The sequence below is a fragment of the Actinoplanes sp. CA-131856 genome (assembly GCF_050956135.1).
Lineage (GTDB): Bacteria > Actinomycetota > Actinomycetes > Mycobacteriales > Micromonosporaceae > Actinoplanes.
Window position 1 is genome coordinate 6304849 of record NZ_CP191849.1, and the last position, 17736, is coordinate 6322584.

Sequence of the window (17736 nt, forward strand, 5' to 3'; positions counted from 1 at the left end):
CGGGGGAAACCCCCGGCCCGCGTCCTGAAGCCGTCGTTACAGGTACTGACCCGTGTTGCTGGCCGTCTCGATGGAGCGGCCGGCCTCGGCGCCCTTGCCGCCGGAGACGAGCGTGCGGATGTAGACGATCCGCTCGCCCTTCTTGCCGGAGATGCGGGCCCAGTCGTCGGGGTTCGTCGTGTTGGGCAGGTCCTCGTTCTCGCGGAACTCGTCGACGCAGGAGTCGAGCAGGTGCTGCAGGCGCAGCCCCTTCTTGCCGGAGGTGAGGAACTCCTTGATGGCCATCTTCTTGCCACGGTCCACGATGTTCTGGATCATCGCGCCGGAGTTGAAGTCCTTGAAGTACAGGACCTCCTTGTCACCGTTGGCGTAGGTGACCTCCAGGAAGCGGTTCTCCTCGGACTCCGTGTACATCCGCATGACCACGGCGTCGATCATCGCGGCCACCGTGACGTCGGCGTCGTTGCCGTGCTCGGCCAGGTCTTCCGAGCTCAGCGGAAGGCCGGACAGGATGTACTTGCCGAAGATGTCCTTGGCCGCCTCGGCGTCCGGGCGCTCGATCTTGATCTTGACGTCCAGCCGGCCCGGCCGCAGGATGGCCGGGTCGATCATGTCCTCGCGGTTGGAGGCGCCGATCACGATCACGTTCTCCAGGCCCTCGACACCGTCGATCTCGCTGAGGAGCTGGGGAACGATCGTGTTCTCCACGTCGCTGGAGACACCGGAGCCACGGGTCCGGAAGATCGAGTCCATCTCGTCGAAGAACACGATCACCGGGGTGCCCTCGCCGGCCTTCTCACGGGCCCGCTGGAAGACCAGGCGGATGTGCCGCTCGGTCTCACCGACGTACTTGTTCAGCAGCTCCGGGCCCTTGATGTTGAGGAAGTAGCTGGTGTGCTTCTCCTCGCCCCGGCGCTCGGCGATCTTCTTGGCCAGCGAGTTGGCCACCGCCTTGGCGATCAGGGTCTTGCCACAGCCGGGCGGGCCGTAGAGCAGGATGCCCTTCGGCGGGCGCAGCTGGTGCTCCCGGAACAGGTCGGCGTGCAGGAACGGCAGCTCCACCGCGTCGCGGATCTGCTCGATCTGCGAGTGCAGACCACCGATGTCGGTGTAGTCGACGTCGGGGACCTCCTCGAGGACGAGCTCCTCGACCTCGCTCTTGGGGATCCGCTCGTAGGCGTACGCCGAACGCGGCTCGATCATCAGCGAATCGCCCGCGCGGAGCTTGCCGATCTCGAGCGAGTCGGCGAGCGAGACGATGCGCTCCTCGTCGGCGTGCGAGACGACCAGCGCCCGGTCGCCGCGCTCCCCGTCGGGGCCCGCGAGGACCTCCTTGAGGGTGACGACCTCACCGGTGCGCTCGAAGCCGAAGGCGTCGACCACGTTGAGGGCGTCGTTGAGCAGGACTTCCTGGCCCTTTTGGAGGTCTTCGACCGTCAGGGACGGCGAGACCGCCACGCGGAGCTTGCGGCCGCCGGTGAAGACATCGACGGTGCCGTCCTCGTGCAGTTCCAGGAATACGCCGTAGCCGCTGGGCGGCTGGGCGAGCCGGTCAATCTCTTCCTTGAGAGTGACGATCTGGGCCCGGGCTTCCTTCAAGGTCGCCACGAGCCGGTCGTTGTTCTCGGTCACTCGGGCCAGCTGCGCCTGCGTCGCCGCAAGCCGTTCCTCGAGCTGCCGGACGTGTCGTGGGCTTTCGGTCAACTTCCGCCTGACAAGGGCGAGTTCCTCCTGCAGGAACGCGACCTGGCTGGAGAGATCGTTGGCCTCTTTTTCCCAACGTGCGGCGCGGTTGTCCGCCTCGTCGCTGCGTGCCACGTCCCACCTCCCCGGGGGCTCGAACGTCTTGGGATAACACTAGCCGCTGCGGGCCGGATTTCGACCCATGCAACACCCTCGTCACCGAGTCTTGATCCATTCGGCTGGTCCTCGCAAGTGACTTGTCGGACGGTTCCGGTACGGTCGGCGGGGGCTACATGTGGGAGGTACGGAGTGTCGGCACAGACCGGTCACGAGGAGCTGCAGGTCTGGGTCGATCAGGACCTGTGCACCGGCGACGGGCTCTGTGTGCAGTACGCGCCGGAGGTCTTCGAACTCGACATCGACGGACTCGCCTACGTCAAGGACACCGCCGGTGAGCTGCTGCAATCCCCCGGTGAGCGTACGGCCGTGCCGGCCCGGCTCCTGCTCGAAGTGATCGACTCGGCCAAGGAGTGCCCCGGCGACTGCATCCACGTCGTGCGGCGCGCCGACGATGTCGAGATCGCCGGCCCCGACGCCGCCTGAGACTCTTTACGTAAGGCCGTTTTCCGCCCCCTAACACCCCGGGGGTTCAGTCGTGAATTCGCGGAAAAAGTCACACGGCCGAAACCGAAGTTTAGAGTGTCGGCCGTCCTACCAGAGAGGCGACGACGCGCGAAAACTCCTCAAGTCGGGCGATTTGTCCGGGTCCGCCGTCGTCGAGGGTCTTGCCGAAGCGCAGCGCGTCGTGCCGGATCGTCTGCCGGGACTCGCCCTCGTCCATGCCGGGCGGCGGCACCGCGTCGTCGACCGAGCTCAACAGCAGGTAGACGTCGATGCTGTCGACCCGGGCCTGCCCGTTGGACGTGCGGGTGAGCCGCCGCCGGCAGCCCACCTCGGTCACCGTGGACAGCGGCACCACCCGCAGCGACGAGGTCATCGAGCCGACCGGCCCGTCACCGGGCGCCACATCCTCACCGTGCCACAGCACCAGGCGGCTGCCGTCACAGATGACGACCTCCTGCCAGACGCCGTTCACCTCGTTGACGAAGCGTTCGAGAGTGAAGCAGAGCACCGAGGCGCCGCGCAGGACCCCGAAGAGCGCGTCGAGCGCCACCTCGGGGTCACGCAGATAGGCCCGGGCGGCCGAGTCGAGGTCCTGGTAGGGCGACCAGTCGGGGAAGACCGCCGGCATCTCGTTGCTGCCGCCGAACGGCGGAGAGCTCATAGCGCCCACCCAGTCCTCCCCGGTTCTGTCCTGTCGCCGTTTGGAAGCTACCCGACCCGGGTGGGTGCCGTCACATCTCCGGGGCAGCTTCCGGGCTCTCCTCATCCGAGCGAGTGTCATCGATCTCGGCCACGGCCGCGGCGGCCAGGGCGGCCTGGGCCGCCCGGCGCAGCGCGTACGCCTCGGCGCCCTTGCTCGGCTTGCGCCGCCGCGGCGGCGCGGTGACGCCCGGGGCGAGCTTGCGCGCCGACACCAGGAACGCGGTGTGGGCGATCATCCGGTGGTCGGGGCGCACGGCCAGGCCCTCGGCGTGCCAGTCGCGCACCAGCGACTCCCAGGCCCGCGGCTCGGTCCACCCGCCGCGCTCGCGCAGCGCCTCCACCAACTCGGACATCTGCGGCGTGGTCGCCACATAGCCGATGAAAACCCCGCCCGGGATGAGCGAGCGCTCGACCATGTCGAGCGCCTCCCACGGGGTCAGCATGTCCAGGATGATCCGGTCGAAACCGGTCTCGGTGTTGGTCGCCACGTCACCGTGGTGCACGTGCCAGGCCGGGTGCGGCCCGCCCAGGAACGCCTCGACATTCTTGCGGGCGATCGCGGCGAAGTCCTCGCGCAGCTCGTACGAGTGAAGCTCGCCGGAGGTGCCGATGGCGCGCAGCAGCGACATCGACAGGGCCCCCGAGCCGACGCCGGCCTCGAGCACCTTGGCCCCCGGGAAGACGTCGCCCATGGCCACGATCTGCGCCGCGTCCTTGGGATAGATGACCTGGGCGCCGCGCGGCATCGACAGGACATAGTCGCTGAGGAGAGGGCGGAGCGCGAGATAGGCCGTACCACCGGACGAAGTCACCACGCTGCCGTCAGGCAGCCCGATCAGGGCGTCGTGGGCCAGCGCGCCCCGGTGCGTGTGGAACTCCTTGCCCGCTTGCAGCACGATCGTGTGCATCCGGTTCTTCGGGTCCGTGAGCTGGACGCGATCGCCCTCCCGGAACGGCCCGCGGTGCGCGGGCAGCGAGTCGGTGTCGACGGCTTCAGGCGTAAGGGTCACAGCGTCTTTCACTTCCGTTGCTTAATGGGACGTCGGGGTTCGAGCACCTGGGCGACGTCGCCGACGCGGAGCACCCCGACGACATCCTCGCCGGAGATGACCACGTACTGCGCGGCGGGATGCGCCTGGAGGGCGCGCACCACCTGCTCGCCGCTGAGGTCCAGCGGCAGCGCGGGCACCGCGTCACGCGAGCGCGACACGCTGTCCACCGCCACCCACGGGCGGCGATCGACGGGAACCCGCTCGGCGGCGACCGGGTCGACCAGTGCGGTGAGATTACCGGCCGAGTCCGAGACGGCCAGCACCACGTTCGGCCGCGGGTCCTCCGAACGGCGCCGCTGCGCCTCGCCGAGCGGGGTGCCGGCCGGCACGGTGAGCAGCGGACGGGCCAGCTCACGCAGTTTCACGAGAGGGAAGCGGCGGGTCATCCGGGCCAGCCGGATCGACTGGCCGGCGCCCTGCCAGAGGGTGAAGACGACGAGCAGGACGAACAGCATGCCGAACAGGGTCAGCGTGCCCAGCTGGTAGAACCACAGGGCGACCATGCCGGTGCCGAAGGCCAGGACCCGCCCGGCCCATCCGGCGGCCTCGGTGGCCCGGTTCCGGTCCTTGATCAGCGCCCACAGTCCCGCCCGCAGCGCCCGGCCGCCGTCGAGCGGCAGACCCGGCAGCACGTTGAACAACGCGACCAGGATGTTGCTGGCGGCGAGCTGAAAGGCGATCTGACCCACCGTCGTACGGTCCGGAAGCGCCACCGTGGCCGCGGTGGCCAGCCCGCCGAGCACCAGGGACACGGCCGGCCCGGCCAGGCTGACCAGGGCGTCGACGCGCGGGGTGGGCGCGTCACGGTCCATCTCGGTCCAGCCGCCGAGCAGCTCGAGCGTGATGCCGCGCACCCCGATGCCGAACCGGCGGGCGGTCAGCGCGTGGCCCAGCTCGTGCAGCAGCACGGAGCCGAGCAGGCAGATCACAAAACCGAAGCCGACCAGGTACGCCACCGGGCCGGGCAGGTCGAGTCCGTCGCGCACGTAGTTGCCGTACACATAGGTGACCAGCACGGCGAGCAGGATCATCGAGGAGTTCACGAAGACGGGGATGCCGAGGACGTGCCCCACCGGCCGTGCGCCGCGGCGGTTCCTGGGTGTCGTCCTGCTCTCGTCCACGCCGTCGATGCTACGGAGTCGGTTTTCGTCGTACCCCTGCCCTAGCCTCTTGGACATGACAGCACCCACGGTCTCCCCACCCCCGCCCGGCTCCTCCCGCCGGGACTCCACCGACCGGCCGGCCGGGCCTTCGCTGTCGCCGTCGCGGGCGGCCGACTTCAAGACGTGCCCGCTGCTGTTCCGCTTCCGCACCATCGACAAGCTGCCCGAGCAGCCGTCGGCCGACCAGGTGCGGGGCACGCTGGTCCACGCGGTGCTGGAGAGCCTGTTCGACCTGCCCGCCGCCGAGCGCACCCCCGAGGCCGCGGCCGGCCTGGTCGAGCCGGCCTGGCAGCGCGTCCTGGCCGAGGAGCCCCGGGCCGCCGAGATCCTCTCCACCCAGCCACCCCGCGGCCTGACCGACCCCGCCGCCGTCGCCGCCGAGGCCGACGCCACCGGCCAGGCGGCGCTGGTCGACGTGCCCGAGGCCGACGAGGCCGCCCGGCTGGCCCGTTTTCTCGACAGCGCCCGGGCCCTGCTCCCCGGCTACTTCGCGGTCGAAGACCCGCGCCGCCTCGAGCCGGCCCAGCGCGAGAGCCTGGTCTCCACCCTGATCGACGACGAGCTGCTGATCAGGGGATACATCGACCGCCTCGACATCTCCCCCGCCGGCGACCTGCGCGTGGTCGACTACAAGACCGGCGGTGCCCCGCGCGAGGCCTTCGAGGGCCGGGCGCTGTTCCAGCTGAAGTTCTACGCCCTGGTCCTGTGGCGCACCCAGGGCGTGGTCCCCCGCGTCCTGCGCCTGCTCTACCTCAAGGACGCCGAGGCCCTCGACTACAGCCCGGACGCCGAGGAGCTGGAACGCTTCGAGCGCACCCTGGTCGCCCTGTCCGCCGCCATCGAGCGGGCCAAGCGCGACCAGGACTTCCGCCCCAAGCCGAGCCGCCTCTGCGGTTGGTGCAACCACCAGGCGCTGTGCCCCGAGTTCGGCGGCACACCACCCCCGTTCCCCACCACTCCCGACATCCTCCAGATCGACCCCACCCCGGCCGACGACGACCGCCTGGCCTGAGACGAGACCCCCACAGGAAACCGGGTGACACCATGACCGCGTGATCGACTCCACCCGCCCTCACCGGCCACCGCGCCTGATCCGGTCCGTGCCCGACGCCGCTTGGCTGCCCGCGGGCAGCACGGCCGAGGTGTGGGCCGGCGACGACCTGGAGGTTCCGGCCCCGGCCGTGATCGTCCGCCTGGCCGTTGTCCGCGCCGGTGAGCTGTTCTGCGTGCGGACGCCCAAGGGGTTCGACATTCCGACGTTGCTCCTCGATGGATTGTCGGCAATGGAGGGTGTGTCCCGCCTGACCGGGCGGTACCTGCCGGCCGCCGCTAGCGACCGGGCCGGCCAGCATGCGCGGGAGCGGGCCGACCGGCGTGCGCGGGAGCGGCCCGATCGGCATGCGCGGGAGCGGGCCGGGGATGGCGGCCTGTCCCGAGCGGCGGACACCGGCCGGAGAGCTGCGGCGGGCGGCGAGACTGCGCTGGGTGGCGAGACTGCGCTGAGTGGCGTGGACACGCGGTGCGTCGGTTTTGTCCGCAATGTCGTTCCGGAGCCGGACGAGAGTTACCGGTTGCCGGTGCCGTTGGCGCATGTCCCGGTATTCACGCCGCGGGATCCCGACCTGGTCCCGGTTGAAGGGGCCGGCACGTGGATCGCCGCTGCGGAGGCTCCGGTGCTGCTGGGGGAACGGCACTGGTGGCCTATCGCCCGGGAAGCCTTCGGCCTGCCCGGGCAGGTGACCATGTCGCCGCCGAGGTCGGCGGGTGACGGGGGCCGCCGGTCATGGCTGGAGGTCGCCACCGCAGTCGGTGCGTGACGGTGCGCCGGTCGTGGCTGCTGGAGATCGCCACCGGGGTCGGTGCGTGACGGGGCCGCCGGTCATGGCTGGAGGTCGCCGCCGGGGGCGGTGGGTGATGGGGGTCGCCGTCATGGGTGGACGTCGCCCGGGGTGATGGCGATCGCTTAGGGTGGCCGCCATGTACGCCGCTGTTGGTCTGGAGTGCCGGTGACCGCCCTGCGACCGCTGCGGGTTCTGGTGGCTGACGCGGCGCCCATGCAGCGGTCGGGGCTCCGGATGGTTCTCACGGCGGCCTCGGCCGACCCGAGTGCGGCCGAGATCGTGGTGGCGGGGGAAGCGGGGGACGGCGGCGAGGCAGTCGATCTCGCGCGGCGGCTGCTGCCCGATGTGCTGATCACCGATCTGGTGCTGCCTCGCGTCGACGGGCTCGGGGTCACCCGGGCGGTCACCTCGGCCGGGCTGCCCGTGCGGGTGCTGGTCATGGCGGCCGGAGACACCGACGAGGACGTGCTCGCCGCTGTCGCGGCGGGGGCGGCCGGCTTTCTCAGCAAGGATGTGCCGGGTGCGGAGCTGATCGCGGCCGTACGGGCCGTCGCCGCCGGCGGGGCGGTCATCACGCCCTCGGTGCTGGCGCGGATTCTGGCCCGGGTCGCCGACGCGCTGCCGGCACCCGAGACCACGAGCGCCGGCAAGCTCGACGCGCTCACCGAACGCGAGCGTGAGGTTCTCGTGCACGTCGCCCGCGGGCACTCCAACGCCGAGATCGCCGCCGCCCTGCGGGTCAGCGAGACCACCATCAAGACCCACGTCGGTCACGTGCTGACCAAGCTGCGCCTGCGCGACCGCACCCAGGCCGTCGTCCTCGCCTACGAGACGGGCCTGGTCAAACCGGGCGCCTGACCCACGCTGTCACGAACTGAGGGTCTGCCGGGTCTCCGTGGCGAGACTAGGAGGCGCAGCATGGTCGCACCGGTGATCGTGGGTATCGACGGATCTGAGCAATCTCTGGCCGCTGTGCGGGTGGCGGCCCTTCAAGCGCGGCGCCGCGGGCTTCCGCTCCGGGTCGTGCACGCCTTCATCTGGCCTTCCCTTCATGTGGGGGTCGGGCCGGTCGCCGACGACATGCCGGGGACCGGGCTGAGGCACCAGGCCGAGGATCTGCTCGCCGAAGCGGTCGCCGTGGCCGGCGACGCCGCACCGGGCTTGGCGGTCTCCTCCGCGCTGGTCGACGGGGCGGCCACGCCCGTGCTGCTGCACGAGTCGCGGGACGGGTCGCTTCTCGTGCTCGGCGATCGCGGGCTGGGCGGTGTCAGCGGGCTCATCATCGGGTCGGTGGCCGTGCACGCCAGCGCCCACGCGCACTGCCCGGTGCTGGTCGTCCGTGGTGACGAGCACCCGGGCGGGCCGGTCGTGGTCGGCGTCGACGGGTCCGAAGGGTCACGGCTGGCGGTCGCGGCGGCGTACGAGCAGAGTGCCTTCCTCGGCGCCGAGCTGGTCGCCGTCCTCGCCGGTGACGACAGCCCGGGTGCCCGGCTGTTGCTCGGTGAGGCGCTGGCCGGGTGGGGCGAGCGCTATCCGGACGTGACGGTGCGGACGGAGGCCGTACGGGAGAACGCTCGTCATGCCCTGGTCGAAAGGTCGAAGACCGCTCGGCTCGTCGTGGTCGGCGCGCGGGGCCGCGACACCTTCAAAGGCCTGGTGCTCGGCTCGGTCAGCCAGGCGCTGCTGCACCACGCGGCGTGCCCGGTCGAGGTCGTGCGCGCGGCCGCCGTGCTCCGGGAGGAAGGCGAGCCGTCGGACAACGTCGACGTGTTCGTCGACCGGCCGGCCGACGCCGTCTCCGGGCTCGTGCCGGACCGGCAGAGCATGGCCGAGCTGCTGGAGGATCTGCGGGCGGCCGGGGTCGACGTGTCCGGCGTGACCGTGCTGCACGGGCCGGAGGGGGTCCGGATCCTCGACAGTGACGGCAGCCGGCACGGATGGCATGCGCGGTTCGTCCGGTTCTTCCAGAACTGGGGCTACGACGACGCCATCCTCAACCTGTACGACGAGGGGCTGCGCAAGGGCGAGGTGGCCTTCATGATCCCGGCCGCGCCGGACGAGAGGCACGAGATCGCGCGCCTGGTCCGGCAGCGGCGGGGACACGCGGTGCACTACTTCGGGCCGGAGCGCGCGGAGTCCCTCAGCGGCCCGTGACGCGCACGGACGATCGCGATGACCGTGGCGGCGGTGCGGTCGAGGTGGCTGCGCCCGTCCGGCAGGGTGGCCGACGGGCTGATGTAGCTGAGCGGGCCGACGTGGGTGGCCGGGTCCAGGCGGTGCACCGCGATCTTCCCGGCCCGCCGGGCCCGGTTCCAGCCGCTCCAGCGCAGCACGGGCCACCTCTGCGGGAAGATCCTCGCCCCGGTCCGCTCGATCCAGTCGGCGCCGCTGGTGAGCTGGTCGACGTGCTCGGCGTGGGCGAGGTCGTTGGCGCCGTTGTGGAAGCCGCCCAGGGTGATCGGCCACAATTGCGCCCGCAGCCGCGACCAGATCTCGTCCACCGCGCCCAGGGCGAGCTGGGCGCCGCCGCTGTAACCGAGCAGCACCACCGGGATGCCGCAGTCCGGCTCGTAGCCGGCGTGGCGGAGCTGCTCGGCGATCTGCGAGCCGACCGCCCGGTTGTAGAGGGGCCGGTAGCGGCGGTCGGCCGCGATGAAGATCTGCATCACGTTGTGCAGGAACAGCAGCAGGCCCGCGCGGTGGCGCAGCCACGCCCACACCCGCCGGTCGGCCAGCGGGTCGGCCAGCGGCGAGTACGGCAGCACCTGGCCGAGGACCCGCAGCTCCGGCGCGCCCTGGATGACCGCGCGCACGAGCTTGCCGCCGTCGCGGGTGTCGCGGAAGCGCCGTTTGCCGATGCCGTCGAGATAAACCAGATAGGCGATGGGCGGGCGGTCCGGTTCCGCTCCCCGGGCGTACGGCATCCCGGGCGGCAACGCGGTGGCGGGCGTACGCCAGCGGGCCGCGTAGGTCATCAGCTCGAACCGGGCCAGCAGCGCCTCGGCCAGCAGCAGCGGGCCGAGCCCGGCCAGCAGCACCACCAGCAGCACCCCGCTCACGCCGCCACCGCCCTCGGTGAGGTCCGGGTGAGCCGCGCGACCAGCCGCCGGACGGCCTCGACGGCCAGGGCCAGCCCCACCCCGGCCAGCGCCACACAGCCGGCCGCGGTCCACCACCCCTGCCCGGTCGCCGCCTCCAGCGCCCCGGCCAGGCCGGCGCCCACGCCCACCAGGAGCAGGAAATGCAGCAGCGGCCCGAGCAGTGGGAACGCGAGGACCGCGGCCAGCAGGAGCGGCGCCGCCAGTCCCGGCGTCCACAGGCGTACGGCATCGCCCGGGTCCAGCCCGAGCAGGGTGCCCGCAGTCAGCGGCCACAGGGTGAAGACCGTGGCGTCGACCACGGCCCCGAACAGCAGCAGACCGGCCGCCGCCGCTCGCGACGCCCCGGACCTGCGGGCCACCACCGGCAGCACCCGGCCCAGGGCCTCGGACAGCCCGGCCAGCAGCAGGATGACGGCCACCCCGGTGCTCATCGGACGGCCAGGCGGCAGATCTCGGCGTAGCCCTCGAGCTCGTCCGCGGCGCGCACGGCCCCGCCGGCCTCGCGCTGGGCGGCCTGGAGGCTCCGCGCGGCCCGGCCGAACCCGGGCTCGCCGAGCAGGCGGCGGGCGAGAACGCCGACGTCGCCGGCTCCGAGGGTCAGCCCGGCCCCGAGGCTCTCCAGGCGCGCGGCCACCAGCGGCTGGTCGGCGCCCTGGGGAACGACGAGCATCGGGACCCCGGCGTACAGGGCCTCGTTGACGCTGTTCATGCCGCCGTGGGTGACGAACAGCGCGGCCCGGTCCAGGATCTCCGGCTGCGGCACCGTCCGGCGGGCCAGCACGGTGGCCGGCAGGTCGCCGAGGGCGGCCGGATCGGTCTGCCCGGTGGCGACGACCACGGTGCCGGCCAGCGGGGCGAGGGCGGTGGCGAAGCCGCGCAGCAGCCGGGGGTCGGCGCTGAAGACGGTGCCCAGGGAGGCGTACAACACCGGATCGTGAAGTTGGCTCAGCGGGAACGAGGGAACCGGCGGGCGGGCGCCGATGCTGGGACCGACGAACCGGTACGACTCGTCGAACTCACCGGCGCCGATCTGGAACGCCCGCGACGTGAAGACCAGGTTGAGCGGCTGGCGGATGTTGCCCAGGTCGACCAGTGGCAGCCCTCGGCGCCCCAGCCGCCACCGGGACCGCAGATAGCTCGGCGAGAGCAGCAGTCTCCAGGAGCCGGCGGTCGGGCTGGGCGCCTGCCGGTTGAACGCGAACGTGGTGAACAGCGAGGCCGCCGGGACGCCGAGCTCCCGTGCGGCCACAGCGCCCCAGGGACAGGCCGAATCATGGACTATCAGATCCGGCCGTACGGACCTCAGGTCGCTCAGCACGGCCGGCAGCACTCGGACGGCCATGCCGGCCAGCGCCGCCACCAGCCCGGCCGGCGTCGGCGGATCCGGGATCGCCAGATCGCCGCCCGGGTAGAGCCGGACGGTGGCGCCGGCCGCCGCGATCTCGTCGCCGAACGCGGCCGACGTGTGATAGCTGACGGTGTGCCCGCGCCGGACCAGCTCGGCCACGATCGGCAGCGTCGGGTTGACCCGCCCGTGCATGCCGATGTTGAGGAACGCGACAGTGCTCATCGCCCGGCTCCCGTCAGCGCGCGGTCCTGTTCCCGGTAAAGGCCGGGGCCGTCCACGTGGAGCCGGTCGAGGAAGTCGCCGGCGGCGACGGCGGCGGTGCTGATCAGCCGCTGGGCGTGCCCGAAGTCCCACGGCGACGGCCACCGCTCGACGCCGGTCGGCAGGACTATGACCGGCAGGCGCCGGGCCACCTCGGCCAGATCGCGTTCGACCTGATGGCGGAAGAGCAGCTCGCCGGCCCGGGCGGCGATCGCGCCGGCCCGGGGAGGCGGCGCGGTGAACCGCGAGGGCCCGAGCGACAGCACCACCACGCTGGCCGCGCCCGCCTCCAGCGCCGCCCGGACCGGGACGTAGGCGATCACCCCACCGTCGGCCAGCAGCCGTCCGTCGCGGGCGACCGGCGGGAAGATCCCCGGAATGGCCGCGCTGGCCAGCAGCGCCGACTCGAGGTCACCGCGGTCGAGCAGCACCTCGCCGCCGGTGACGAGGTCGGTGGCGACCGCGGTGAAGGGAATCGGCAGGTCCTCGATGAGCGGGGGCAGGCCGGCCCGGCCGATCAGCCGCCGCAGGCCGCCGTCGCCGCACAGCGCGGCCCGCGCGGGGCCGATCGGGAAGACGTCACGCCGGCGCAGCCGGGTCCACACCTGGGCGAGCCAGGGCGCGGCCCGGTCGGGATGGGCCGCCGCGATGGCGCCGGTGAGCGCGCCGACCGACGTGCCGACGATCAGATCGGGGACGAAGCCGCGCCGCTCCAGCGCGTATCCCACCCCCGCGTGCGCCGCGCCCAGCACCCCGCCGCCGCCGACCACCACGGCCACGGGGCGAGGCAGGGAGTCATCCATGATCCACCCCTCTCTATGAACCGGTCCGCTCAGGAGACCCGGCCGGCCCACGAATCCGTGACAGCCGTGTGGTCCGGGCCGGGCGGCGGCCGATCACCAGGAGGAGCGGCGCAGCTGACGGCGGGAGGTGATGCCGAGCTTGGTGAAGACCTTGCGGAGATGCCACTCGACGGTGTGCGGGCTGAGGAACAGCTGGGCCCCGATCTCGGGGTTGGTCAGCCCGCGCCCGGCGAGGCGGGCGATGTGCGCCTCCTGCGCGGTGAGCGCGTCGCTGGCCCGGGTGGCGACCTCGGTGACCGGCCCGCCGGCGGCGGCCAGTTCGTGACGGGCCCGCTCGGCGAACGCGCCGGCTCCGGCCGCGGTGAGCATGTCGTAGGCCGTGCGAAGGTGACCGCGAGCGGCCCGGCGGTGGTTCCGGCGGCGCAGCCATTCGCCGTACAGCAGATGGGCCCGGGCCGTCTCGGTCCTGATCCGGGTCCGGCTCAGGTGCTCGACAGCCCGCCGGTACAGCGCGTCGGCATCAGCGCCGTCCGCCCCGTCGCTGTGCGCTGCGCCGCTGCCGGTCCCGCCTCCGTCGGCCAGGAGGGCGCCGGCGCGGGCCAGTGAGCCGAGCGCCCAGTCGGTCCCGCTGGCGCGGGCGGTCGAAGCGAGACGGTTGTACGCCTCCTCGGCGGTGGCCCGGTCGCCGCTGCGGACGGCCGCCTCGACCAGTTCGCCCAGCGCCCAGTAGACGATGGCCGAGTGGATCGGGTGCGCGGCCGCGGCCCGGGCCGCCGGGATCGCCTCCTGATAGCGGCCCAGACCGTTCAGCAGCACCGCTTGAGCCCAGTTCAGGGCAAGGATGCCGGCGGCCTCACCGCGCGCGGCGGCGTCGGCCATGCCGGCCTCGATGAGCGGGGTGGCGACCGCCTCGTCGCCTCGCCAGGCCGCCAGCGTCAAAGCACCGTAGGGCGCCAGCGCGACCCCGGTGGCCTCACCGATCGCCTGGATCTCGGCCACCCGCGACGCAGCCGAGGCGTGCTCACCGGCGAACAGTTCGACGACGGCGAGCGAGCTCAAAGTCAGCGGAAGAGCGCTGAGATCCCCGACCGCCCGCGCCACCCGGACATGCCGCCGCGTCACAGCCGCCCACGTCTCGTCGTCCCAGAGGTCGGCCGCGGTCATCCCGGCCAGCCAGAGCCAGCCTTGATCACCGGCCCCGCCCCTCTCCTCGGCGCCCGGCTCGCTGCGTGTGGCTTCGCCGGCGGGATCGTCCCGGAAGGCTCTCAGCGCACGGAGCAGCAACGGGGCGGCGGTGAGGTAGCCGTCGGTGCGGGCCACGGCCAGGCTGTCCAGCAAGTCGTCGCCGGGGCGGTGAGGTTCGGGGCGCGGCGAGGTCCGGATCGCCCGGGCCACCTCGGCCACGCCCGAGCCGCCCGCGAAGTCGGCGGCGAGGATGGCCGCGCCCATGGCGTCGCGGTAGGTGTCGCGGGCCCGGGCCGCGTCCAGCGGCTCGAAGCGGCGGGCGGCCTCCAGCAGCAAGCGCGGCGCGGCCATGTCGTGGCCGGACGCGAAGGCGATCTGGGCGCGCATCAGGGCCGCGGTGGCCCGGTGCCATTCGGAGGCCGGGCCCTCGCCGGCTGCTTCGTCCGCGGCCTCGTCGGCGGTCACCAGCAGTTTCAGCGCCACCTCGAAAGCGCCGCAGCGCATCTCCGCCTCGGCCGCGGCCAGGGCCCGGGCCGCGCGGGTGCCCGGGTCGGGGGTCAACTCGGCGGCGCGGCGCAGGAACTCGGCGGCGGCCGCGACGCCGCCCCGGCGCTGGGCGCGTTCGGCCGAGCCGGCCAGTTCGGCGGCGACGGCCTCGTCGTGCTCGTCGGCCGCGTTGGCCCGGTGCCAGGCCCTCCGGTCGGGATCGGTGGCGGCGTCGGTCGCCCGGGCCAGAGCGTGATGGACGTCGCGGCGCGCGGCCGGGGACGCCGCCCGGTAGACCGCCGTCCGCACGAGCGGGTGACGGAACCGCACCCGCGAACCCAGCTCGATCAGCCCCGCCGCCTCGGCCGGCGCCCCGGCGGTCGCCGGGAGATCCAGCAGCCTGGTGGCGCGGCGCAGCAGGCCGGCGTCGCCCAGCGGTTCGGCCGCGGCGGTGAGCAGCACCGTCTGGGCCGGGGCGGGCAGGGCCCGCACACGCTGGGCGAAGTTGCGCTCGATCGTGGTGGCGAGGGGCCGGGCGTCCGGCCGGCCGAACCCGCCGGCCAGCTCGGCCGCCGTCAGGCCCCGGGGCAGCTCCAGCAGGGCGAGGGGGTTGCCCCGGGTCTCGGCGACGATGCGGTCGCGCACCTGCTCGTCGAGGCGCCCGGGGACGGCCGAGTCGAGCAGCGCGCGGGCATCCTCGTCGGGCAGACCGCCGACCGGCAGGTCGGGCAGGCCGCGCCAGGGCGGCCCGGCCGCCGCCTCACGGATCGCGAAGATCACCCCAGCCCGCTCGGCCAGCAGCCGCCGGGCGGCGAAGGTCAGCGTCTGCGCCGACGTGCTGTCCAGCCACTGCGCGTCGTCGATCAGGCAGAGCAGCGGCTGGTCGTCGGAGACGGCGGCCAGCAGGCTCAGGACGGCCACCCCGACCAGGAACTTGTCCGGCGCCGGCCCGGCGGCGTGACCGAAAGCGACGGACAGCGCGTCCCGCTGAGGCCCCGGCAGCCGATCGCGGGAGTCCAGCATGGGCGCGCACAGCTGGTGCAGCCCGGCGAAGGGAAGCTCCATCTCGGACTCGGCCCCCGCGGCCCGGGCCACCCGGCATCCCGCGGCGCGGCCTCCGACGTACCGCAGCAAAGCCGACTTTCCGACCCCGGCCTCGCCATGGACCACCAGGGCCCGGCCCCGGCCGGCGCCCACGTCGGCGATAAGTCGATCCAGGACCGCGCACTCCGCCCGCCGCCCGCGGAGCCCGCGCGGTGCGGCACCGCTCGTCATGGCTCAATCCCCCGCACTGAGGCTAAAGGCTGTTCACAGGCTTGCGATAGGCCCTCCCGATCACCGGGAGGCCCCCGTCCCGGACATTTCGGAAATGCGGAAGGCGCGCACGGCGAACGCCCCGAGCGGGGCTCGGGGCGTTCGGGCGGCGGGTCAGCCGCGGCGCGGGTTCGGGGTCGGGCCCCTGCTCACGGGCCACTCCGGCGGGGCGAAGCGGTCGGCGCGGCCGTGGCGGCCGGACAGCAGGCGGCGGCGTACGCCGCGGGCGGAGTTCTCTACGCCGAAGCGGTTGTCGGGGAGCATCAGGCTGCCTTCCTGTTCGGGGTGGCTCGGAAGATGTGGATGTCGCCGCTGGCCGTGCGGACCCGCAGCTCGATCGTGCCGGGGCCGCCGGCCTCGGGCGGGAGGACGTCGTCGGGCACGGCCTCGGGCGCGGGGCCGAAGGCGGACGCGGACGCATACGCGGCGCCAGGCTCGGATCCGGGACCCGGCTCGTATCCGGGGCCGGGCTCGAAACCGGGGCCGGGCTCAGATCCGGGACCGGGTTCGTATCCGGGACCAGGCTCGAATCCAGGGCCGGGCTCGCGAGAGGACCCAGGCGCCGGCGGGGTGCCAGGCGCGTGCGGGGCACTGGGCGCGTGCGGGGCACTGGGCGCGTGCGGAGCTGTGGGCGCGTGCGGGGCTCTGGGCGACGGCGGAGCGCCGGGCGCGGGTGGGGGCGGCGGGCCGGGAACGCCGCCGGGGCCGGGGCGGAAGTCGGGGCCGGGGCCAGGCCGGAAGCCAGGGCCGGGGCCGGGGCGGGAGCCGGGACCCGGGCGGAAGTCGTGGCCGGGCTCGTAACCGAACGTCGGCACGTGGACGGACTGGAGCATGGCCTTGAGGCCGGGCACCGCCGACAGGCCCGGCAGGGAGTCGAGGTCGACGAAGGCGCCGATGCCCACGCCCGGCGGAGGTGGCGGTGCGCCCGCGCCGGACGCCTCGGGGGTCAGGTCGCTCGTCGTGCGGCCCGAGGCGCTGCTCAAGTCGAGCCAGACCCTCGTGCCGGGGGTGATGCCCACGCTGACGTCACCCGACGCCGCCCGGATGTCGCCGGTGCCGTTGACCATGCGGCCGATCTCGATGTCGCCGCTCGCCACCGTGGAGCGGACCGAGCCGCCGATGCTGTCGATGCGGATGTCGCCGCTGGCCGTCTTCGCGCTGACGTCACCGGTGACGTCACCGATGCGGAGGTCGCCGGACGAGCTTTCCGCCTTCAGCGAGCCGCCCACCCTCCGGACGCGGAGGTCGCCGCTGGCCGCCTGCAACTTGGCGTCGCCCGTGACGTCGGCCAGGTCGACGTCGGCCGAGGCCAGGTCGAGCTCGACCGCCGACCACACCCCCTCCGCCCGCACGTCGGCCGCCGTGCTGCGGCCGGTCAGGGCGCTGCCCAGCGGCACCCGGGCCGTGATGCGCAGTTTCGGCGAGCGGCGCAGGCGCCAGCCGGAGTCGGCGCCGGGTGGCTCGATGAGCAGGCGGTCGCCCTCGAGGACGACCCGCGTGCGGGCGGCGTCGTCGCGGCCCTTGTCGTCGAACGGCTCGACGTCGACCTGCACCGAGTCGCGGGACTCGGCTATCAGGTCGACCGTGCCGTTGAGGGCCCGCAGCGCCACGACGACCGGGGCCGGGTGCTCGAACTCGTACATCTGCGTCTCCTGAGAAAAGGGGGGTCAGGCCTGGAAATATCCGGTGATGCGCTTCGAGCTGCGCGTCTGGTAGGGCGGCGTGGCCGCGGGGCCGTTCACCGCCGCCGTGACCGCCCGCACGAGCCAGGCGTTCACCGAGATGCCCTCGGCCGCCGCCGTCTGCTCGACGTGGGTCTTCAGCGCCTCGGGCATGCGCAGCGTGAGCCGGGTCAGGTCGCCGCCGTCGACCGGCGGCGGCGGGGGCGCGGCCGGCGCGGCGGTGGGCTCCGGTGCGTGCTGGGTGACGACCAGGTCGGCCTCGCGGCCGCGCAGCCGCACCTCGACGGTGGCGTCCCGCAGCCGGGTGGTGATCTCGGCCGCGGCGTCGGCCAGCGCCTCGAGCAGGGCGAGACGGGCCGACGGTTCGAGCGAGTGGCCGAGCAGCTCGGCCGCGCGGGTGGTCTCGGGGCCACCGGGAGCGGCGGCCGCGGCCAGGTCCGCCCGGAGAGTCTCGAGGTACGGCGTCAGGTCCATGCCACCACTATGACGTC

At 73.3% G+C, this 17736-nt stretch carries 17 protein-coding genes; 5 read left to right on the plus strand and 12 right to left on the minus strand.

The window, feature by feature from the left end; all coding sequences use genetic code 11:
• Positions 1–36 precede the first annotated feature (36 nt).
• Entirely contained in the window at positions 37–1818 is a 1782-nt protein-coding gene (arc, locus tag ACQP2X_RS29295; protein WP_498687303.1) for a proteasome ATPase, read from the minus strand.
• 174 nt (positions 1819–1992) lie between these two features.
• On the opposite strand from arc, the gene ACQP2X_RS29300 reads away from it, so the two are divergent.
• Positions 1993–2286 (plus strand): ferredoxin, encoded by a 294-nt coding sequence (locus ACQP2X_RS29300; protein WP_498687304.1) that lies wholly within the window; start codon positions 1993–1995, stop codon positions 2284–2286.
• Positions 2287–2377: 91 nt separating this feature from the next.
• On the opposite strand, the gene ACQP2X_RS29305 is transcribed toward ACQP2X_RS29300, so the two are convergent.
• The 3 genes from ACQP2X_RS29305 to ACQP2X_RS29315 all read right to left on the minus strand — a co-directional run bounded on the left by ACQP2X_RS29305 (position 2378) and on the right by ACQP2X_RS29315 (position 5182).
• The gene (locus ACQP2X_RS29305; RefSeq protein WP_360254539.1) at positions 2378–2968 is read right to left on the minus strand and encodes a hypothetical protein; all 591 of its coding nucleotides are present in this window, start codon (positions 2966–2968) and stop codon (positions 2378–2380) included.
• A gap of 70 nt (positions 2969–3038) precedes the next feature.
• The gene (locus tag ACQP2X_RS29310; RefSeq protein ID WP_498687305.1) at positions 3039–4031 is read right to left on the minus strand and encodes a tRNA (adenine-N1)-methyltransferase; all 993 of its coding nucleotides are present in this window, start codon (positions 4029–4031) and stop codon (positions 3039–3041) included.
• A complete protein-coding gene (locus ACQP2X_RS29315) occupies positions 4028–5182 on the minus strand; it encodes a site-2 protease family protein (protein WP_498687306.1) in 1155 nt (384 codons plus the stop codon). Before ACQP2X_RS29315 ends, ACQP2X_RS29310 begins: the two co-directional genes overlap by 4 nt.
• Before the next feature lie 55 nt (positions 5183–5237).
• Between ACQP2X_RS29315 and ACQP2X_RS29320 the strand changes: the two genes are divergently transcribed.
• The 4 genes from ACQP2X_RS29320 to ACQP2X_RS29335 all read left to right on the plus strand — a co-directional run bounded on the left by ACQP2X_RS29320 (position 5238) and on the right by ACQP2X_RS29335 (position 9219).
• Complete coding sequence (locus ACQP2X_RS29320; RefSeq protein ID WP_498687308.1) at positions 5238–6236, plus strand: RecB family exonuclease; 999 nt, start codon at positions 5238–5240, stop codon at positions 6234–6236.
• Between the two features lie 40 nt (positions 6237–6276).
• Positions 6277–7041 carry a hypothetical protein gene (locus ACQP2X_RS29325; RefSeq protein ID WP_498687309.1) on the plus strand — a complete coding sequence of 255 codons (765 nt, stop codon included), beginning with the start codon at positions 6277–6279 and terminating at the stop codon, positions 7039–7041.
• A gap of 237 nt (positions 7042–7278) precedes the next feature.
• Positions 7279–7923, plus strand: coding sequence for a LuxR C-terminal-related transcriptional regulator (locus ACQP2X_RS29330; protein WP_498701074.1), 645 nt, complete (start codon positions 7279–7281; stop codon positions 7921–7923).
• A 60-nt stretch (positions 7924–7983) separates the two neighbouring features.
• Positions 7984–9219, plus strand: coding sequence for a universal stress protein (locus tag ACQP2X_RS29335; RefSeq protein ID WP_498687311.1), 1236 nt, complete (start codon positions 7984–7986; stop codon positions 9217–9219).
• On the opposite strand, the gene ACQP2X_RS29340 is transcribed toward ACQP2X_RS29335, so the two are convergent.
• The 8 genes from ACQP2X_RS29340 to ACQP2X_RS29375 form a co-directional block, all read right to left on the minus strand.
• The gene (locus ACQP2X_RS29340; RefSeq protein ID WP_498687313.1) at positions 9177–10124 is read right to left on the minus strand and encodes a hypothetical protein; all 948 of its coding nucleotides are present in this window, start codon (positions 10122–10124) and stop codon (positions 9177–9179) included. The genes ACQP2X_RS29335 and ACQP2X_RS29340 overlap by 43 nt on opposite strands.
• Positions 10121–10597 (minus strand): hypothetical protein, encoded by a 477-nt coding sequence (locus tag ACQP2X_RS29345; RefSeq protein ID WP_498687315.1) that lies wholly within the window; start codon positions 10595–10597, stop codon positions 10121–10123. Before ACQP2X_RS29345 ends, ACQP2X_RS29340 begins: the two co-directional genes overlap by 4 nt.
• Positions 10594–11736, minus strand: coding sequence for a macrolide family glycosyltransferase (locus ACQP2X_RS29350; RefSeq protein WP_498687316.1), 1143 nt, complete (start codon positions 11734–11736; stop codon positions 10594–10596). Before ACQP2X_RS29350 ends, ACQP2X_RS29345 begins: the two co-directional genes overlap by 4 nt.
• Positions 11733–12578: a patatin-like phospholipase family protein gene (locus ACQP2X_RS29355; RefSeq protein WP_498687318.1), complete on the minus strand. Its 846-nt coding sequence runs from the start codon at positions 12576–12578 to the stop codon at positions 11733–11735. Before ACQP2X_RS29355 ends, ACQP2X_RS29350 begins: the two co-directional genes overlap by 4 nt.
• Positions 12579–12671: 93 nt before the next feature.
• Positions 12672–15524, minus strand: a complete 2853-nt coding sequence (locus ACQP2X_RS29360) for a helix-turn-helix transcriptional regulator (RefSeq protein ID WP_498687319.1) — start codon at positions 15522–15524, stop codon at positions 12672–12674.
• A 153-nt stretch (positions 15525–15677) separates the two neighbouring features.
• Positions 15678–15827, minus strand: a complete 150-nt coding sequence (locus ACQP2X_RS29365; protein ID WP_498687321.1) for a hypothetical protein — start codon at positions 15825–15827, stop codon at positions 15678–15680.
• Positions 15827–17206, minus strand: coding sequence for a DUF4097 family beta strand repeat-containing protein (locus ACQP2X_RS29370; RefSeq protein ID WP_498687323.1), 1380 nt, complete (start codon positions 17204–17206; stop codon positions 15827–15829). Before ACQP2X_RS29370 ends, ACQP2X_RS29365 begins: the two co-directional genes overlap by 1 nt.
• Positions 17207–17230: 24 nt before the next feature.
• Positions 17231–17719 (minus strand): hypothetical protein, encoded by a 489-nt coding sequence (locus tag ACQP2X_RS29375; RefSeq protein ID WP_498687325.1) that lies wholly within the window; start codon positions 17717–17719, stop codon positions 17231–17233.
• Between the last annotated feature and the right edge of the window lie 17 nt (positions 17720–17736).